The organism is Gemmatimonadaceae bacterium, assembly GCA_020851035.1.
Lineage (GTDB): Bacteria > Gemmatimonadota > Gemmatimonadetes > Gemmatimonadales > Gemmatimonadaceae > JACMLX01.
The window spans coordinates 23,716-41,018 of the sequence record JADZDM010000004.1 but is presented as its reverse complement, the minus strand read 5'-3'; the positions used below and the strand labels follow the sequence as shown (position 1 = coordinate 41,018).

20 protein-coding genes are annotated in these 17,303 nt (G+C 70.5%); all 20 read left to right on the top strand.

The annotated features are described in order from the left end of the window. Positions 1-2 precede the first annotated feature (2 nt). Positions 3-1,226: a bifunctional phosphopantothenoylcysteine decarboxylase/phosphopantothenate--cysteine ligase CoaBC gene (gene coaBC / locus IT355_03100; protein MCC7052227.1), complete on the top strand. Its 1,224-nt coding sequence runs from the start codon at positions 3-5 to the stop codon at positions 1,224-1,226. Further along, a complete protein-coding gene (locus IT355_03095) occupies positions 1,223-2,299 on the top strand; it encodes a uracil-DNA glycosylase (protein MCC7052226.1) in 1,077 nt (358 codons plus the stop codon). Before coaBC ends, IT355_03095 begins: the two co-directional genes overlap by 4 nt. After that, entirely contained in the window at positions 2,253-3,671 is a 1,419-nt protein-coding gene (dnaB, locus tag IT355_03090) for a replicative DNA helicase (GenBank protein MCC7052225.1), read from the top strand. The genes IT355_03095 and dnaB overlap by 47 nt, the downstream gene beginning before the upstream one ends. Beyond that, positions 3,668-5,050 carry a DNA repair protein RadA gene (radA, locus tag IT355_03085; protein ID MCC7052224.1) on the top strand — a complete coding sequence of 461 codons (1,383 nt, stop codon included), beginning with the start codon at positions 3,668-3,670 and terminating at the stop codon, positions 5,048-5,050. Before dnaB ends, radA begins: the two co-directional genes overlap by 4 nt. After that, a complete protein-coding gene (gene ispD / locus IT355_03080; GenBank protein ID MCC7052223.1) occupies positions 5,047-5,856 on the top strand; it encodes a 2-C-methyl-D-erythritol 4-phosphate cytidylyltransferase in 810 nt (269 codons plus the stop codon). Before radA ends, ispD begins: the two co-directional genes overlap by 4 nt. Beyond that, entirely contained in the window at positions 5,853-6,524 is a 672-nt protein-coding gene (locus IT355_03075; protein ID MCC7052222.1) for an L-threonylcarbamoyladenylate synthase, read from the top strand. Before ispD ends, IT355_03075 begins: the two co-directional genes overlap by 4 nt. After that, positions 6,517-7,002: a low molecular weight protein arginine phosphatase gene (locus IT355_03070; GenBank protein ID MCC7052221.1), complete on the top strand. Its 486-nt coding sequence runs from the start codon at positions 6,517-6,519 to the stop codon at positions 7,000-7,002. Before IT355_03075 ends, IT355_03070 begins: the two co-directional genes overlap by 8 nt. Then, positions 7,002-7,835, top strand: a complete 834-nt coding sequence (locus tag IT355_03065) for a shikimate dehydrogenase (protein MCC7052220.1) — start codon at positions 7,002-7,004, stop codon at positions 7,833-7,835. Before IT355_03070 ends, IT355_03065 begins: the two co-directional genes overlap by 1 nt. After that, positions 7,835-8,635 carry a ComF family protein gene (locus tag IT355_03060; GenBank protein MCC7052219.1) on the top strand — a complete coding sequence of 267 codons (801 nt, stop codon included), beginning with the start codon at positions 7,835-7,837 and terminating at the stop codon, positions 8,633-8,635. Before IT355_03065 ends, IT355_03060 begins: the two co-directional genes overlap by 1 nt. A gap of 4 nt (positions 8,636-8,639) precedes the next feature. Then, positions 8,640-9,653, top strand: coding sequence for a type I glyceraldehyde-3-phosphate dehydrogenase (gene gap, locus IT355_03055; protein ID MCC7052218.1), 1,014 nt, complete (start codon positions 8,640-8,642; stop codon positions 9,651-9,653). Next, positions 9,653-10,861 (top strand): phosphoglycerate kinase, encoded by a 1,209-nt coding sequence (locus IT355_03050; GenBank protein MCC7052217.1) that lies wholly within the window; start codon positions 9,653-9,655, stop codon positions 10,859-10,861. Before gap ends, IT355_03050 begins: the two co-directional genes overlap by 1 nt. Further along, positions 10,858-11,607 (top strand): triose-phosphate isomerase, encoded by a 750-nt coding sequence (locus IT355_03045; GenBank protein MCC7052216.1) that lies wholly within the window; start codon positions 10,858-10,860, stop codon positions 11,605-11,607. The genes IT355_03050 and IT355_03045 overlap by 4 nt, the downstream gene beginning before the upstream one ends. 65 nt (positions 11,608-11,672) lie before the next feature. Next, entirely contained in the window at positions 11,673-12,086 is a 414-nt protein-coding gene (gene secG, locus IT355_03040; GenBank protein ID MCC7052215.1) for a preprotein translocase subunit SecG, read from the top strand. An 11-nt stretch (positions 12,087-12,097) separates the two neighbouring features. Then, positions 12,098-13,213, top strand: a complete 1,116-nt coding sequence (carA, locus tag IT355_03035; GenBank protein ID MCC7052214.1) for a glutamine-hydrolyzing carbamoyl-phosphate synthase small subunit — start codon at positions 12,098-12,100, stop codon at positions 13,211-13,213. 92 nt (positions 13,214-13,305) lie between these two features. Next, entirely contained in the window at positions 13,306-13,650 is a 345-nt protein-coding gene (locus IT355_03030; protein MCC7052213.1) for an integration host factor subunit beta, read from the top strand. A gap of 167 nt (positions 13,651-13,817) precedes the next feature. Then, positions 13,818-14,063, top strand: coding sequence for a MoaD/ThiS family protein (locus IT355_03025; GenBank protein MCC7052212.1), 246 nt, complete (start codon positions 13,818-13,820; stop codon positions 14,061-14,063). After that, on the top strand, positions 14,060-14,509 hold the full coding sequence (locus IT355_03020; GenBank protein ID MCC7052211.1) for a molybdenum cofactor biosynthesis protein MoaE: 450 nt from the start codon (positions 14,060-14,062) through the stop codon (positions 14,507-14,509). Before IT355_03025 ends, IT355_03020 begins: the two co-directional genes overlap by 4 nt. Further along, positions 14,506-15,492, top strand: coding sequence for a GTP 3',8-cyclase MoaA (gene moaA / locus IT355_03015; protein MCC7052210.1), 987 nt, complete (start codon positions 14,506-14,508; stop codon positions 15,490-15,492). The genes IT355_03020 and moaA overlap by 4 nt, the downstream gene beginning before the upstream one ends. A gap of 129 nt (positions 15,493-15,621) precedes the next feature. Beyond that, entirely contained in the window at positions 15,622-16,551 is a 930-nt protein-coding gene (gene mdh / locus IT355_03010; protein MCC7052209.1) for a malate dehydrogenase, read from the top strand. Between the two features lie 81 nt (positions 16,552-16,632). After that, positions 16,633-17,292 (top strand): succinate dehydrogenase cytochrome b subunit, encoded by a 660-nt coding sequence (locus IT355_03005; GenBank protein MCC7052208.1) that lies wholly within the window; start codon positions 16,633-16,635, stop codon positions 17,290-17,292. The last annotated feature ends 11 nt before the right edge of the window (positions 17,293-17,303 follow it).

The following is a 17,303-nucleotide window of genomic DNA, read 5'->3' as shown; positions in this document are numbered from 1 at the left end:
ACGTGCGCCCCTTCGACGGCCGCCGCGTCATCCTCGGGGTGACCGGCGGCATCGCCTGCTACAAGGCTGTCACGCTCGCCCGCCTGCTCACCCAGGCGGGCGCCGTCGTTGACGTCATCCTGTCACGCGCCGCGCGCGAGTTCGTCGGCCCGATCACCTTCGAGGCGGTCACCGGGCGTCCGGTCGCACCGGCCATCCTCGACGCCGGCCACGCCCTCGCGCACATCCGGCTGGCGAAGGAGGCGGAACTGGTCATCGTCGCCCCCGCCACCGCCGACCTGCTCGCGCGCGCCGGACAGGGCCGCGCCGACGACCAGCTCACCGCCGTGCTCCTGGCCACCCGGGCACCTGTGCTGGTGGCGCCGGCGATGAATGACGGGATGTGGGCACACGCACTGGTGCGCCGCAACGTGCAGGTGCTGCGCGAGCTGGGCCACAACGTCCTCGATCCGGACACCGGGCCGCTCGCCTTCGGCGAAGGCGTGGGCCCCGGTCGCATGTGTGAACCGGAGGAGATCCTCGCACATGCCGGACGCCTCCTGGAAACCGCGCGCGGGCTTGCCGGACGCCACATCGTCGTCACGGCAGGCCCGACCCGTGAGGCACTCGATCCCGTGCGGTACATCACGAACCACAGCAGCGGACGGATGGGCGTCGCCATCGCGAACGCGGCGTGGCGCCGTGGTGCGGCCGTCACGCTCGTGCATGGGCCGCTCGAAGTGCCGCTGCCGTGGGGTGGTGACGCGATCGCCGTCACCTCCACCACCGAGATGCGTGACGCCGTCGCCGCAGCGCTGCCCGCCGCCGACGCCCTCGTCATGGCCGCCGCCCCGGCCGACTTCCGGCCCACCGCCGTCGAGCCGCACAAGATCAAGAAGGGCGACACCGCACCGGTGATCGCCCTCGAGCACACGGAGGACATCCTCGCCTCCACGCGTGCGTTCCGGCGACCCGGTGCAGTGATCATGGGCTTCGCGCTCGAGACGACCAGCGTCGAGCAGCACGCCATGTCGAAGCTCCACCGCAAGGGCCTGGACTTCATCGTGGCCAACGATGCCACCGAGGAAGGCGCCGGGTTCGGCACCGACACCAACCGCGTCGTGATCCTCGATGCCGCCGGTGGGCGGGAAGTGACGCCCGTGCTGCCGAAGTCCGTGCTCGCGGACCTGCTGCTCGACCGGGTCTCGCGCCTGCTCGAAGCGCGTCACGGCGGAGGCACCGCGTGAACGCCCGCGAGCGCCTCCGCGCCTACCTCGAGCAGCGCCGCGAACTTGGCGAATCGGAGATGCTGCTCGATGCGCTCGGCGTGGACGACGTGATGCGCATGCTCGGCGCCCTTCCGGGCGACGGGGGCGCCACTGCGGCTGTGCCCGCGGCCGCACCACGCCCTGTCCCGACCCGTGCAGCGCCGCGCGACGATGCAGCGGCCGTCGCACCGGACCGGCCTGTCGCGCCACCGCGCGCAGGGGATGACGGCCCGAGGCCGCCACGCGAAGCGCGTGAACCGGGTGCACCGGTGGAGCAGGGCGACGACTGGCGCGAGATGATGCAGCGCCTGCAATCCGCGGCCCCCGCCCGACCCGTGCCGGCAGCCCCGGAGTCGTTGCCTGCCGCGGCAGACGACGCGCCGCCGCCGCCGCGCAAGACCGGCACGCTCGCACTGCAGGAGGGCGCCGTCTTCCCGCGCGGGCTCCGCGTGGAGCGGCCCCCCCTGATCGGCGTGGACCCGGGTGCCGCGTGGCAGTCGATCGATGCCGTAAACGTCGCCATCGCCGCCTGCAAGGCGTGTGACCTTGTGCGCACGGCGACGCAGCCCGTCCCGGGCATCGGGAACCCGCTGGCCGAGGTCCTCGTGGTGGGCGAGGCGCCCGGCGAGAAGGAGGACCTGCGCGGGGAGCCGTTCGTGGGACCGGCCGGCGAACTCCTCGACAAGATCCTGGGGGCGATCCAGCTCGATCGCACCACGATCTACATCTGCAACGTCCTGAAGCACCGCCCGCCCGGCAACCGCACCCCCACGCCGGAGGAGGTGCGCGCCTGCGCCCCCTTCCTGCAGCGGCAGGTGGACCTGGTCCAGCCGAAGCTGATCCTCGCCTTCGGCGCGTCCGCCGCGCAGGCGCTCCTCGGCACTAAACTTGGGATAGGCCAGCTGCGCCAGCAGTTGCACTGGTACCAGGGGATTCCGCTCGTCGCCACCTATCACCCGGCCGCCCTCCTGCGCAACGACGCGTGGAAGCGGCCTACGTGGGAAGATGTCAAGCTTGCTCGACGCGTTCTCGACGCGACCCTCCGCGCCTGACCCGTACCGCGACCGCCGGCCCCCACAGTCGGAGGATGCGGAGCAGTCGGTGCTGTCGGCAATGCTGATCGACGCCGACGCGATCACGCGCGCGACCGAGATCGTCGACGACACGATGTTCTTCCGCGAGGGCCACCGCCGCATCTACCGCGCGATCATCGCGCTGATGGAGAAGGGCAGCGGCATCGACGTGGTGACGCTCTCGGACGAGCTGGAGCGGCGTGGCGAGATGGACGCCTCGGGCGGGCGCGAGTACCTGAGCTTCCTCGCCGATGCCGTGCCGACAGCCGCGAACATCGAGCACCACGCCCGGATCGTGAAGGAGAAGGCGATCCTGCGGCGGCTGATCGAGGTCTCGACGCAGATCGCCGGCGAGGCCTTCGAGGCGCGCCAGCCGGCGCGCGAGCTGCTCGACTTCGCGGAGCAGCGGATCCTGCAGGTGGGCCAGGACGGGGGCGGCGAGGGCTTCACGCGGATCAAGGCCCTGATGTATCCGGCCATGGAGCGCATCGAGACCATCGCCAAGGAAGGGCGCTCGGTCACGGGCGTGGCCAGCGGCTTCGCGGACCTCGACCAGATGACCTCGGGGTTCCAGCCGTCCGACCTGATCATCGTCGCCGCGCGCCCGTCGATGGGGAAGACGGCGCTGACGCTGAACATCGCGCAGCACGTCGCGATCACCGAGGGGGTCGGCGTGGCGTTCTTCTCGCTCGAGATGAGCAAGGAGTCGCTGGTGCAGCGCATGATCACCAGCGAGGCCCGGCTCGATGCCCAGGCCATGCGCACGGGGCGGCTGCGCGACGACGACTGGCCCCGCCTGGCGCGCGCCGTGGGGATCCTCTCGCAGGCGCCGATCTACATCGACGATGCGCCGGCGATCAGCGTGCTGGAGATGCGCGCCAAGGCCCGGCGCCTGAAGGCGGACCCGGACTCGAAGCTCGGCCTGATCATCGTCGACTACCTGCAGCTCATGACCGGGCCGAGTTCCGAGAACCGGCAGCAGGAGGTGAGCCAGATCAGCCGCGGGCTGAAGGCGCTGGCCAAGGAGCTGCGCGTGCCGGTGGTGGCGCTCTCGCAGCTGTCGCGCGCCCCGGAGCAGCGCACCGGCGACGAGAAGGGCCGGCCGCAGCTCAGCGACCTGCGCGAGTCCGGTGCCATCGAGCAGGACGCCGACCTGATCATGTTCATCTTCCGCCAGGAAGTGTACGCGGAGCGCGACGAGGCCGGCCGGCTCAAGAACAGCGAGCTGGATGGTCGCGCCGAGATCATCATCGGCAAGCAGCGCAACGGCCCGATCGGCACCGTGCCGCTCTTCTTCCACAAGCACTACACGCGCTTCGAGAACTTCTCCAAGCGCTCGCAGGGCGAGTGAGCGCGAAGACCAGGACCGCGTACCGGTGCACGAGCTGCGGCGCCGAGCATCCCAAGTGGGGCGGGCGCTGCGAGACGTGCGGCGAGTGGTCCACGCTGGTCGAGGAGATCGTCGAGAAGGCACCGTCGAAGGCCATCGGGCGACCCGCAGCGTCACCACGGCGCGGGATGGTCGCGGTGCGCGCGGCGAAGCTCAGCGCGGTCAGCGGCACCGAGTCGAACCGGCTGCGCACCGGACTCGCCGAGTTCGACTTCGTGCTCGGCGGGGGCATAGTGCCCGGCAGCATGGTGCTGGTGGGCGGTGAACCCGGCATCGGCAAGTCCACCCTCCTGCTGCAGGTGGTCGCGCGGCTGCAGGGCATGGGGCACGCGGCGCTCTACGTGAGCGGCGAGGAGAGCCCGCTGCAGGTGAAGCTGCGCGCCGACCGGCTGGGCGAGGGGGCCGGCGAGGTGGAATTCCTCCCGGAGACACACCTCGAGACGATCATCGCGCACCTCGATGCCACGCGTCCCGTGATCGCCATCATCGACTCGATCCAGACGGTGCACACCGAGGAGCTCGAGGGCGCGCCCGGCAACGTGGGGCAGGTGCGCGAGTGCGCGGCGCGGCTGATGCGCGCCGCGAAGGAGCTGGGCACCGCGATCTTCGTCGTCGGGCACGTGACGAAGGGTGGCGGCATCGCCGGCCCGAAGACACTCGAGCACATCGTGGACACGGTGCTCTACTTCGAGGGCGAGTCGGGTGCCGACTACCGGCTGTTGCGCGCGACCAAGAACCGTTTCGGCAGCGTCGACGAAATCGGCGTCTTCCGCATGGATGCCGCCGGCCTGCAGCCGGTCGCGAACCCCTCGGCGCTCTTCATGGGCGACCGCACCCAGTCGGCGAGCGGGAGTGCGATCACCGCGCCGCTCGAGGGCACGCGGCCGCTGCTGGTCGAGATCCAGGGGCTGGCGGCGAAGGCCGGATTCGGGACGCCGCAGCGCGTGACCACCGGCTACGACCCGCGCCGCCTCGCGCTACTGCTCGCCGTGCTCGAGAAGCGCGCCGGCCTGGGGTTCGCACAGCTCGACGCCTTCGTGAACGTGGTGGGCGGCATGCGGCTCACCGAACCGTCGGGTGACACCGCCGTCGCGGCCGCACTGGCCTCGTCGGTGTACGATCGCGCGCTGCCCCCGGACTCGCTCTTCCTCGGCGAGGTCGGACTCGGCGGCGAGATCCGTGCGGTCTCGCAGCTCGAGCGCCGCCTGGCCGAGGCGGCGCGCCTGGGCTTGACGCGGGCCTACGTCTCGAAGACCTCGGCACGCGTGAAGGCCCCCGCGGGCCTCACGGTCATCGGCATCGCGAACATCCGCGACCTGCTGGACACCATCTTCACATGAGCACCGAGTCCACCCTGCACACTCCGCACGAACCCGACCACCACGACGATGAGCGCGCCGCCGCGAACCTCGATCGCGATGCGCGTCCCGCCGAGCTGCGCGCGGTGACCCCCGTCACCGCGCCGAACGTGGGAGTGGTGATCGTCGCCGCCGGCAGCGGCACCCGCGTCGGCGGCCCGGAACTGAAGCAGTTCCGCTGGGTCGCCGGCAAGCCGATGGTCCTGCACAGCCTGCAGGCCTTCCAGTTGCGCCCCGACGTCGCGCTGGTGGTGGTGGTGCTGCCGCGCGACTTCGCGGCCGACCCGCCGCCCTGGATCTTCCAGTGCGACATCGACCGCATGCTGGTGAGCACCGGCGGCCGCGACCGCATGCAGTCGGTCTACAACGGGCTGGAGGACATGCCGGAGAACGTCGACACCGTCGTGATCCACGACGCAGCGCGGCCGCTGGCCAGCGCCACCGTGATCGACCGCGTGATCCGCGAGGCGCAGTGCGGCCACGGCGCGATCGCGGCGCTGCCGGTGGTCGACACGCTGAAGGAGGTGGACGCGACCGGGCGCATCGTGCGCACCGTGGATCGCACCGCGCTCTGGCGCGCGCAGACGCCGCAGGCGTTTCCCCGCGCCATGATCGACGAGGTGCACACCCGGGCGCGGCGTGACCGGCTCGCCGCGACCGACGATGCGGCCCTCTGCGAGCACTACGGGTTTCCGGTCGTGGTCGTGCGCGGGAGTGAACGCGGCATGAAGGTCACCGACGAGGCGGACTTCGCCACCGCCGAGTCGCTGTCGGTGCTCCCCGAGTGAGCGGGTACAACGTCGTCCGTCCGTTCTGGTCGCCCGATGAGGTGCAGGCCGCGCTGACGCCGGTGGTGCTGCACCTGCAGGACCGCGGCGTGCTCGCCTATCCCACCGAGACCGTGTACGGGTTCGGCACGATGGTCGACTTCGAGTCGGTCGAGAAGCTCGTGACCCTGAAGCGGAGGCCGCCCGCCAAGCCCTTCCTGCTGCTGGTGTCGAACAGCGCGATGCTCACGCGGCTGGGCCTGCACCTCTCGGCGCAGGCGGCCCACCTCGCGGCCCGCCACTGGCCCGGGCCGATGACGCTGGTGCTGCCGGGCGGCGAGGGCCAGCTCCCGCCGCGGTTGCGCGGGCCCGAGGGCGGCATCGCGGTCCGCTGGACGCCGCATCCCGGCCTGCAGCGCCTCATCACGGCGCTCGGCTCGCCGCTCACATCCACCTCGGCCAACCGGCCCGGCGTGCCGCCCGCGATGCGCGCCGGCGAGGTGGTGGAACAGTGGACGCCGGAGATCAACCGCGGCCTGCTGATGGTGCTGGACGGCGGCCTGCTGCCTCCCTCGCCACCCAGCACCGTGATAGACTGCACGGGGCGGCGGCTCCGCGTGATCCGCCCGGGCGCGATCAGCGCCGCCAGACTGCGCGAGACTGTCCCCGACCTGCTTGGCGATGCCTGACCGACCCTACCGTGTCCTGTTCGTCTGCACCGGCAACACCTGTCGCAGCCCCATGGCCGAGGTGATCGCAAACGCGATCGTCGAGGCGCGACAGCTGCCGCAGGTGAGCGTCGCGAGCGCCGGCGTGGCCGCGGACGACATGAGCGGCGCGTCGGAAGGGTCGCTCCTGATTGCCATGGAGCACGGGCTCGACCTGTCGCGGCATCGCTCGCGCCAGGTCACGCCGGCGATGGTCGGCGCCGCCGACCTGGTGCTCACGATGAGCCCCAGCCACCTGCTGGCGATCGAGGGCCTGGGTGGCGCCGGCAAGGCGCACCTGCTCAGCGCCTTCGCCACCCACGGCGAGGTGTCTCGTCCGGTGAGCGATCCGATCGGCGGTGACATCGGCGTCTACCGGGCCACGTTCGACGAACTGCACGCGCTGATCAGCCGCGCCTTCGACCGGCTCGCCGCCTCGCCGAAGTCGCCCTCGCGCTGATGCCGATGCCCACGCGGCTGGTGCTGCTCGGGCACCCGGTCGCGCATTCGCTCTCCCCCACGTTCCAGAACGCGGCCCTCCAGGCGGCGCACCTCGCGCCTCGCTACGAGGCCGTCGACGTCTCCTACGCCACACTCGGGGCCACGCTGCGGTCGCTGGTCGCCGAAGGCGCGGCCGGCAACGTGACCATCCCGCACAAGGAACGCGTCGCCGCGCTCTGTGACGTGCTGACGCCCCTCGCCACGCGCCTCGGTGCCGTGAACACCTGGTGGACCAGCGACGGCGCGCTGCACGGAGACAACACCGACGTGGGTGGGTTCGATGACGCGGTCGCGGCGCTGCTCGGTGAACTTCCGCGCGGGGCGATCCGGGTGGCGGTACTCGGCGCCGGTGGGTCGGCCAGGGCGGTGGTGGCCGCGGTGGGCGGGTGGCCGGCAGCACGGCTGGCGATCTGGGGCCGGACGCCGGCGCGGGCGGCTCCGTTGCTGGCACTCGGGCCAGCCGGCGCGACAACGGTGGAGGAACTCGTGGGTGATGCAGTGCGAGGGGCCGACCTGATCGTGAACACGACGCCGGTCGGCATGCGCGACGACCAGTTGCCGGTGGAGCCGCGCCTGCTGCCGGTGGGCGCGGCGTGCCTCGACCTCGTGTACCGCCGGGACTCGCTCACGCCGTTCGTCCGGGCGGCGCGGGCGCAGGGGCGGCGGGCGGACGACGGCCTCCGGATGCTCGTGAGCCAGGGCGCGCGGTCCTGGATGCGTTGGTTCGGCCGCGCTGCGGACGGCGACGCGATGTGGCACGCGGCCTGTGAGGCCTCGACGGGCCGGTCCTGATGCGGTGGCCCGTCCGGATGGCGCGAGAGGGCGGGGCACAGCTCGCCGCCCTGGCCGGCACACTCCTCGAACTGGCGCTGCCGGGGGTCTGCGTGCTCTGTGAGGCCCCGCTGGGCCGTGAGCGCGGTCCCGCCTGCCTGCTCTGCTGGAGTCGCGTGGAGCGGCTGCCACACCCGCAGTGCGCGCGTTGCGGCCACCCGGCGCCCCGTGACGCCACGGCGGGCGATCCCTGTCGCTGGTGCGACGCGCTGCCCCCCTTCGTCCGCAGCGTCCGCTCCGTCGCCTGGATGTCGCGGCACGGTGTCGCGAGCCGGCTGGTGCATGCGCTCAAGTACGATGGCTGGCCGCAGGTGGCACAGGGCATGGCGGCCGAGATGTCGCGGCTTGCGTGGCCGCCGGACGTCGTGCGGGAGCGTGCCCTGCTGGTGCCCGTGCCGCTGGCCGGGTGGCGTGAACGTGAGCGCGGCTACAACCAGGCGGGCGTGCTCGCGCAAGCCCTGGCGGCACATTGGGGGGTGCCGGTCGTCGCCGCACTGCACCGCGGGCGGACCCCGTCGAGTCAGACGCGGTTGACACCCGGGGAGAGACTGGTGAACGTAACTCGCGCTTTCACCGTGGCTTCGGCTGGTGCCCCTCACGTGCAGGGTGCGCACTGCGTACTCGTGGACGATGTCGTGACCACCGCAGCCACACTTGTCGCGTGCGCCGCAGCCCTCACCGGCGGCGGCGCACGTATCGTAAGCTGTGTCACATTCGGACGGGCGCCCGCCATCGGCGACCGCCGTTCACCACTGGAGTAGCGTCATGGCAATTCGGGTCGGCATCAATGGGTTCGGTCGGATCGGGCGAAACGTGCTGCGCGCCGCGAAGAAGTCAGGCGCCGCGATCGATTTCGTCGGCATCAACGACCTGACCGACACGGCCACGCTGGCGCACCTGTTCAAGTACGACTCGGTCCATGGCACCTACCAGGGCGAGGTGAGCGCGAAGGAGGGCGCCATCGTCGTGGACGGCGATGAGATCAGGATCACGGCCGAGCGCGACCCGGCGAACCTGCCGTGGGCTGCGGCGGGCGCCGACATCGTCCTCGAGTCCACCGGCATCTTCACCGACGCCGACAAGGCGCGGAAGCACATCGCCGCCGGCGCCAAGAAGGTCATCATCTCGGCCCCGGCCAAGGGTGAGGACATCACCATTGTGATGGGCGTGAACCACCAGAAGTACGACGCGGCCACCCACCACATCATCTCCAACGCCAGCTGCACCACCAACTGCCTGGTGCCGATGGTGAAGGTGGTGCGCGACACGTTCGGCTTCAGGCACGGCTCGATGGTGACGATCCACAGCTACACCAACGACCAGTCGATCCTCGACCTGCCGCACAAGGACATGCGCCGCGCGCGTGCCGCCGCGGTCTCGATCATCCCGACCCGCACCGGTGCCGCCAAGGCCACCGCGCTGGTGATTCCGGAAGTGAAGGGGAAGATCGACGGCATCGCGATCCGCGTGCCGACGCCGGACGTCTCGCTCACCGAGCTGACGGTCGAGGTCGAGCGCGCCACGACCATCGAGGAAGTGAACGCCGCGTTCATCGCCGCCGCCAAGGACGGCCCGCTCAAGGGCATCCTCGACTACAGCACCGTCGAGCTGGTCAGCGTGGACTACATCGGCAACCCGTTCTCGTGCACCATCGACGCCAAGAGCACCAACGTCATCGACGGCACGATGGTGAAGCTCTCGGGCTGGTACGACAACGAGTGGGGTTACTCGAGCCGCTGCGTGGACTTGCTGCAGTACGTCGGCAAGACGCTCGCCTGATGTCGAAGTCCTCCGTGAAGGACCTGACGCCCGCGCAGTTGCGCGGGCGTCGCGTCGTGGTGCGCGTCGACTTCAACGTGCCGTTCGACGCGGCGGGTGCGGTCACCGACGACACCCGCCTGCGCGCCGCGGTGCCGACCATCCAGCTGCTGCGCAGCCACGGCGCGCGCGTCGTGCTGCTGTCGCACCTGGGACGCCCCAAGGGCGCGCCCGACCCGAAGTACACGCTCGAGTCGGTGATGCCCGCGCTGCGGAACGTGCTGCCGGGTGTGGACGTCACGTTCTGCGGCACCACCGACGACGAGGCTGCGATCGCCGCGACGAACGCCCTCACCGACGGCGCCGTGCTGCTGATGGAGAACACGCGCTTCCTCCCCGGCGAGGAGAAGAACGACGACGCACTGTCGGAGCGACTCGCGAAGCTCGGTGACCTGTACGTGAACGATGCGTTCGGAAGTGCACATCGCGCGCATGCATCCACCGCCGGCATCGCGAAGTACCTGCGACCTGCCGTCGCCGGCCTGTTGATGGAGGGCGAGCTGGCCTACCTCGGTGGCGCCCTCGACGACCCGAAGCGGCCGTTCGTGGCGATCCTCGGCGGCTCGAAGATCTCCGGCAAGATCGACGTCGTCGAGGCGCTGCTGCCGAAGGTGGACGCGCTGCTGATCGGGGGCGCGATGGCCTGCACCTTCTACAAGGCGATGGGCTTCGAGACCGGCACGTCGCTGGTGGAGCCCGACCGCGTCGAGATGGCGAAGGACCTCATCGAGCGCGCCGGCAGCCTGCTGATCCTGCCGCACGACGCGACCGTCGCGAAGGGCATGGACCAGCCGAAGACGGCACACGCCGTGAAGCGGGATGGCATCCCGGCGGACGAGGCGATGCTCGACATCGGGCCGGACTCGGCGCAGAGCTACGCGCGCGCGATCCTGGCGGCGAAGACCGTGCTGTGGAACGGGCCGATGGGCGTCTTCGAGAAGCCGCCGTTCGATGCCGGCACGCGCGCGATCGCCACCGCGATGGCCGCCGCAACCGGCAAGGGCGCGATCACGATCGTCGGCGGCGGGGATTCCGCCGCGGCCGTCGTCGAGGCAGGGCTGGGAGAGATGATGAGCCACGTGTCCACCGGCGGCGGAGCCAGCCTCGAATTCCTCGAGGGCAAGGAACTCCCCGGCGTGGCCGCACTGGATGACAAGGGGACCGCTTGAAGCTGCCGATCTTCGCTGCGAACTGGAAAATGCACCACGGCCCGAGTGATGCCCGGGCGTTCATGAAGAACTTCCTCGTGCACTACCCGCGGCAGCACGACCGCAAGGTCCTGTTCTTTCCGAATGCGCTGTCGGTCACGACGGTCAGCGAGATGCTGCGTGAGCGGTCCGACCTCGAGGTGGGGATCCAGAACATCCACCACGAGGACAAGGGTGCGTTCACCGGTGAGAACTCGGCGCCGATGGCGCGCGACGCGGGTGCCACGCACGTGCTGGTGGGCCATTCCGAGCGCCGGCACGTCTTCGGCGAGACCGATGCCGAGACGAACCTGAAGGTGAAGGCCGCCATCCGGGCCGGGCTGACGCCGGTGCTCTGCATCGGCGAGCTCCTCGCCGAGCGCGACGCCGGCAACACCGAGGCGACCGTGCTCCGGCAGCTCCGGGCCGGCATCGACGGCGTCGAGGAGGGGCAGGTCGCCTCGATGCTGTTCGCCTACGAGCCCGTCTGGGCCATCGGGACCGGTCGCACCGCGACGCCGGAGGATGCCAGCGCCGTCCACGGCGCCATCGTGGCGGCCCTCAAGACCGCCATCGGCGAGCGCGCGAACGGGATCCCGATCCTCTACGGCGGCAGCGTCAACCGTGGCAATGCCACCACCCTCCTCGCCGCCCCGGACGTGGATGGGGTCCTGGTGGGCGGTGCCAGCCTCGACGCCGACGGCTGGAACGCCATCGTCCGCGCTTGATTCGCACGCCGGGATTCGCTTCCTTTCACGGCTAGTCCAGAGACGTCCCCGACCCAGCCCAGCCGATGTACACGTTCCTCCTCGCCATCCTGATCCTGATCAGCCTCGTGCTGATCGCCGTCATCCTGCTCCAGTCCGGCAAGGGAGGCGGTATGGCTGCCAATTTCGGCGGCGCGACCTCGTCGGCCGACGCCGTCATCGGGACCCGGCAGGCAGGCAACCTGCTGACGAAGATCAGCTGGTGGGGCGGCGGCGCGTTCATGTTCCTGGCGCTGGTGCTGCAGCTCATGACCACCCGCCAGCGCGCGCCGAAGTCGGTGCTCGACAACGCCTTCACGGCGCCGGCACCGGCCGCGCCCGCCACCGCCCCGGCGGCGGGTGGCACCCCGAAGGGCGGCGCTTCCGCGCTCCCCCTCAGCCCCGCAGCCCCCGCCGGACAGGCGCCGGCACCGGCCTCGCCGGCGCCCGCCAAGCCGTGATCGGCACGCCGCTGCCGCTCGCGCTCGAGACCGTCCCCGGGGTATTGCTCCTCGAGGACGGTTCGACGTTTGAGGGGCTCATCAATGCCGGGACGCCGCCGACGGTGGCCGAGGTGGTCTTCACGACCAACATGACCGGCTACCAGGAGGTCTTCACCGACCCCTCGTATCGCGGCCAGATCGTCGTCATGACGTCGCCCGAGATCGGGAACTACGGCATCAACACCGAGGATCCGGAGAGCGGCAACGTGCAGGTCTCCGGCGTCATCGTCCGTGAGATGTCGAAGACCTACTCGAGCTGGCGCGCCACCGGTGACCTGCCGTCGTGGCTGGCCGCGGCCGGTGTGCCGGCGCTGCAGGAGGTGGACACCCGCCGTCTCACGCGCCACCTCCGGAGCGCCGGCGTCATGATGGGCGTGCTCTGCGCGGGCACGGATCCCAGTGCCGAGGCGCGCGACCTGCTCGCCGCCGCCCCGCGCATGGAAGGGGCCGACCTGGCCTCGGGCGCCGCGCGGTCGGAGAGCTTCGTCTACGGCGCCGAGCGCACCGCGCACCACATCGTGGCGGTCGATTTCGGCATCAAGGACAACATGCTCCGGCTCTTCGCCGAGGAAGGCTGCAAGGTGACCGTCGTGCCGGGCAGCACCACCGCCAGCGAGATCCTTGCCCACAAGCCGGACGGGGTCTTCATCTCGAACGGCCCGGGCGACCCGGCCGCCATCGACTACGCCCCCGCCATGATCCGTGGTGTGGCGGAGGCCGGTACACCGGTGTTCGGCATCTGCCTGGGGCACCAGCTCATCGGGCTCACCTTCGGCGGGCGGACCGAGAAGATGCCGTTCGGCCACCGTGGCGGAAACCAGCCGGTCAAGGAACTCGCCACGGGCCGGGTCCTGATCACGGCCCAGAACCACGGATTCGCGGTCTCGGGCGACGCGACCCAGGTCACGGGGTCCACGGACCTCCAGGTGACGCACGTCAACCTGAACGATGGCTCGATCGAAGGGCTGCGCCACCGCTCGCTGCCGGTCTTCTCCGTGCAGTACCATCCGGAGGCGGCGCCGGGTCCGCACGATGCCCGGCCGGTGTTCCACGAGTTCATGGCGAGCCTCCGGAAGCCTGCCTGAGCAGAGCCAACCTCTTGACTGACAACGCTCTACGTCGCTAGCTTCGCGCCCGAGCCCGGTGCCAACCGGGAGTTGACTCCTTGAGGGCGTCCATGACGAAAGCCGATCTGGTGGAGCGGGTCACCGAGCAGATTTCTCGCACGGCCGGACCGCTGATTTCCAAGAAGGATTGCGCGCGGGTCGTGGATGCATTCCTCGACGCCATCAAGGACGCAATGAAGGACCAGAAGAACATCGAGGTTCGCGGATTCGGCACCTTCAAGATCCGCCAGCGGAAGACGCGGATGGCGCGTAATCCGCGCACGGGTGAACCGGTCGAGGTCTCGGCGCGCCCGGTCCCGGTGTTCAAGCCGTCGAAGGAACTGCGCGCGATGGTCGCCGGTGAGGAAGTGCCGGAAGGCGGGTTCGCCGAGGACGACGACGACTACGACGATTAAGTCCTGATGTCGCTTGCAGATAGGCGACGCGGACACTGCGCGGGGTACCGGGTCCGGTGCCCCGCGTTCTCTTTTCGGGCGACGCGCGCGGCGCCGCGATGCCGGAGACGGAACGATCCGCGATCTCGCGCGCTATCTTCCCCGACCGTCTCTCCCTCGTCCGAACCATGACCCAGCTGCAGGTCCTGCTCTTCGCCTCGTATGCCGATGCCTTCGGTGGCAGCGCTGTGACCATCTCGGTCGCTGAGCCCGCCACGGTCGAGGACGTCGTCGCGGCGTTGCGCGCACTGCCTGGGGGGGCGAGCCTGCCGTCGCGTCCGCTCGTGGCCGTCGACCGGCGCTACGTCCCGGGGGCCGTCCCTGTGCACGCCGGCCAGGAGATCGCACTCATTCCACCGGTGGCCGGCGGGTGATCCGCACGGCCATCGTCACGGCGCCGATCCGCGCCGCGGAGCTGCTGGCCGAGGTGACCACTGCGGCCACCGGGGCCACCACGCTGTTCCTCGGCACCGTGCGCGACGTGAACGACGGTTGCGCCGTGACGGGCATCGAGTACAGCGCCTACACCGCGATGGCGCAGGATGAACTCGCGCGCATCGCGGGTGAGGCGGCCGGGCGCTTTCCCGGCGTGCGCATCGCGGTCGAGCACCGCGTCGGCACCCTTGGCCTCACCGACGTGAGCGTCGCGATCGCCGTCGCCCATGCGCGTCGTGCACCGGCGCTCGAGGCGCAGCGCTTCGTGATCGAGGCGCTGAAGGTGCGCGTGCCGATCTGGAAGCGTGAGCACTACGTGGACGGTGACCGGCGGTGGGTGGACCCGACGGCGGCGTCGGCCGTCACCGATGGGGTGGCACGGTGACGCAGGTCACGCTGCGCGACCAGTTCGGGCGGGGCATCGAGTACCTGCGCATCTCCGTCACCGATCGGTGCAACTTCCGGTGCACGTACTGCATGCCGGTCGACGGGCTGGCGTGGCTGCCGAAGCAGGACATCCTCTCCTACGAGGAGATCACGGCGGTGGTGCGCCAGCTGGCGCCGCTCGGCCTGCGGCGCATCCGGCTGACCGGCGGTGAGCCGACGATCCGCCCCCAGCTCGCGTCGCTGGTGCGTTTGCTGCGTGACGTGCCCGAGGTGGAGGACATCGCACTCTCCACCAACGGTGTGCGGCTCCCCGAGCTGGCCGGGGCCCTGCGTGATGCCGGCCTCGATCGCCTCAACATGAGTGCCGACAGCCTGCGTCCGGCGCGGATCACGGCGATCGCGCGACGGGACCTGGCGTTCGATCCCGTGCAGTCGCTGCTGGCCGCGGAGCGCGCGGGGCTGGCACCGATCAAGGTGAACGTGGTGGTGATGCGCGGGGTGAACGACGACGAGGTGCTGGATTTCGCGCGACTCACCCTGGACCATCCGTGGCACGTGCGCTTCATCGAGCTGATGCCGGTGGGCGACATGCGCGAGCTGACCTGGGCGCACGTGGTGCCTGCGGCCGAGATCCTGGACCGGATCGCGGCGCTGGGCGCGCTGCAGCCGGATACCGGGCCCGTGCGCGGGAACGGGCCGGCCGCCTATCACCGGCTGGCGGGGGCGGCCGGCACGGTGGGCGTGATCACGCCGATGACGCACACCTACTGCGGCACCTGCAACCGGGTGCGCCTGACGGCGGACGGGCGGCTCCGCACCTGCCTCTTCGGGGACCATGAGGTGGCGCTGCGGGAGCCGCTGCGCGCGGGCGCCCCGCTGGAGCCCCTGTTCCGCGAGGCACTCGCGGGGAAGCCGAAGGAGCATGCGCTGCTGCAGATGCAGGTGGGCGGACTGCGGGCACTCAGCCAGGTCGGCGGCTGATCGCGACGCGTCCGTCGTTGTCGCCTGCGGTGTGGTTGTCTAGGTTTCCGTCGATACTCGCTAGCGATGGTTACCCCGCGCCGGCCCGCCGGTGCGCTCGCCGCATACCTCCAAGGTCGACTAACGCATATGGTGAACAAGATCACGGTCGTGGGCGCTGGCAACGTCGGCGCCACGGCCGCACAGCGCATCGCCGAGAAGGAACTGGCCCGTCAGGTGGTGATGGTGGACGTGGCCGAGGGCGTGCCGCAGGGCAAGGGACTGGACCAGTACCAGAGCGCGCCGATCGAGGGCTTCGACGCCCGCGTGATCGGCACCAACGGCTACGAGGAGTCGGCCGGCAGCGACATCGTGGTGATCACCGCCGGCATCCCGCGCAAGCCGGGTATGTCGCGGGATGACCTTGTGAACACGAACGCCGGCATCATGAAGGCGGTCTGCACGCAGGTGAAGGCGACCTCGCCCGGCGCGATCGTGATCGTGGTGTCGAACCCGCTCGACGTGATGTGCTACGTCGCGAAGGAAGTGACCGGGTTCCCGCGCGAGCGGGTGATCGGCATGGCGGGGGTGCTGGACACGGCGCGCTACTGTGCCTTCCTCGCGATGGCGATGGACGTGTCGGTGAAGGACATTCGCGCGATGGTGCTGGGCGGCCACGGCGACACGATGGTGCCGCTGGTGAGCTACACGTCGGTGAGCGGCATCCCGGTGACGCAGCTGCTGGACAAGCCGACGCTGGACGCGATCGTGCAGCGCACGCGCGACGGTGGTGCGGAGATCGTGAAGTACCTCAAGACCGGCTCGGCGTACTACGCACCCTCGGCGGGTGCGGTGCAGATGGTCGAGGCGATCGTGAACGACCAGAAGCGTATCCTGCCCTGCGCCGCCTGGCTGGACGGCGAGTACGGGATGTCGGGACTGTACCTAGGCGTGCCGTGCAAGCTCGGGCGCGCGGGACTGGAGAAGGTCATCGAGGTGGAGCTCACGTCGGACGAGCGTGCCGCGCTGGAGAAGAGCGCGCAGGCTGTCCGCGAACCGATGGCCGCGCTCACGATCTGAGCATTCCGCGGACGGCGGGCCGGCGCGAGGTGCCGGCCCGCCGTTCGACCATCCTGACCCAGTACCGGAGCACACGGCTCGATGAACACGGTGTTGACGTTCTGGCGCTCCACCATCGGCAAGAAGGTGGTGATGGGCGCGACGGGGCTGATCGGTCTCGGCTTCGTGCTCGGCCACATGGTCGGCAACCTGCAGGCCTTCTCGGGGGCAGAGAAGCTCGACGCGTACGGCGCGCTGCTGCATGGCCCGCTGCACGAGGTGGTGCTGCTGGCGCGCGTGGTGCTCATCGCGGCGGTGGTGCTGCACGTGACGGCGGCCTGGCAGCTCACGATGATCTCCCGCGCCGCGCGCCCGGTGGACTACGCCGCGCGCCAGCCGCAGGTGAGCACGCTGGCCTCGCGGACGCTGCGGTACGGCGGCGTGCTGCTGCTCGTCTTCATCGTCTTCCACATCCTGCACTTCACCGTCGGCAGCGTCCATCCCGACTTCGTCGAGGGGCAGGTCTACCGGAACCTCGTAACCGGCTTCGCGGTGAAGTGGGTGGCCGTGTTCTACCTCGTGGCGATGCTCGCACTGGGCATGCACCTGTACCACGGCGCCTGGAGCTCGATGCGCACGCTGGGCCTGGCCCGGCCGAGCGCCGCACCGCTGAAGCGGTACCTGCCGGTGGTGCTGGCGGTGGTGATCACTTGCGGCTTCGCGGCAATTCCGCTGGCCTTCCTTCTCGGCGTACTCCAGTAGTCGGGCGCACA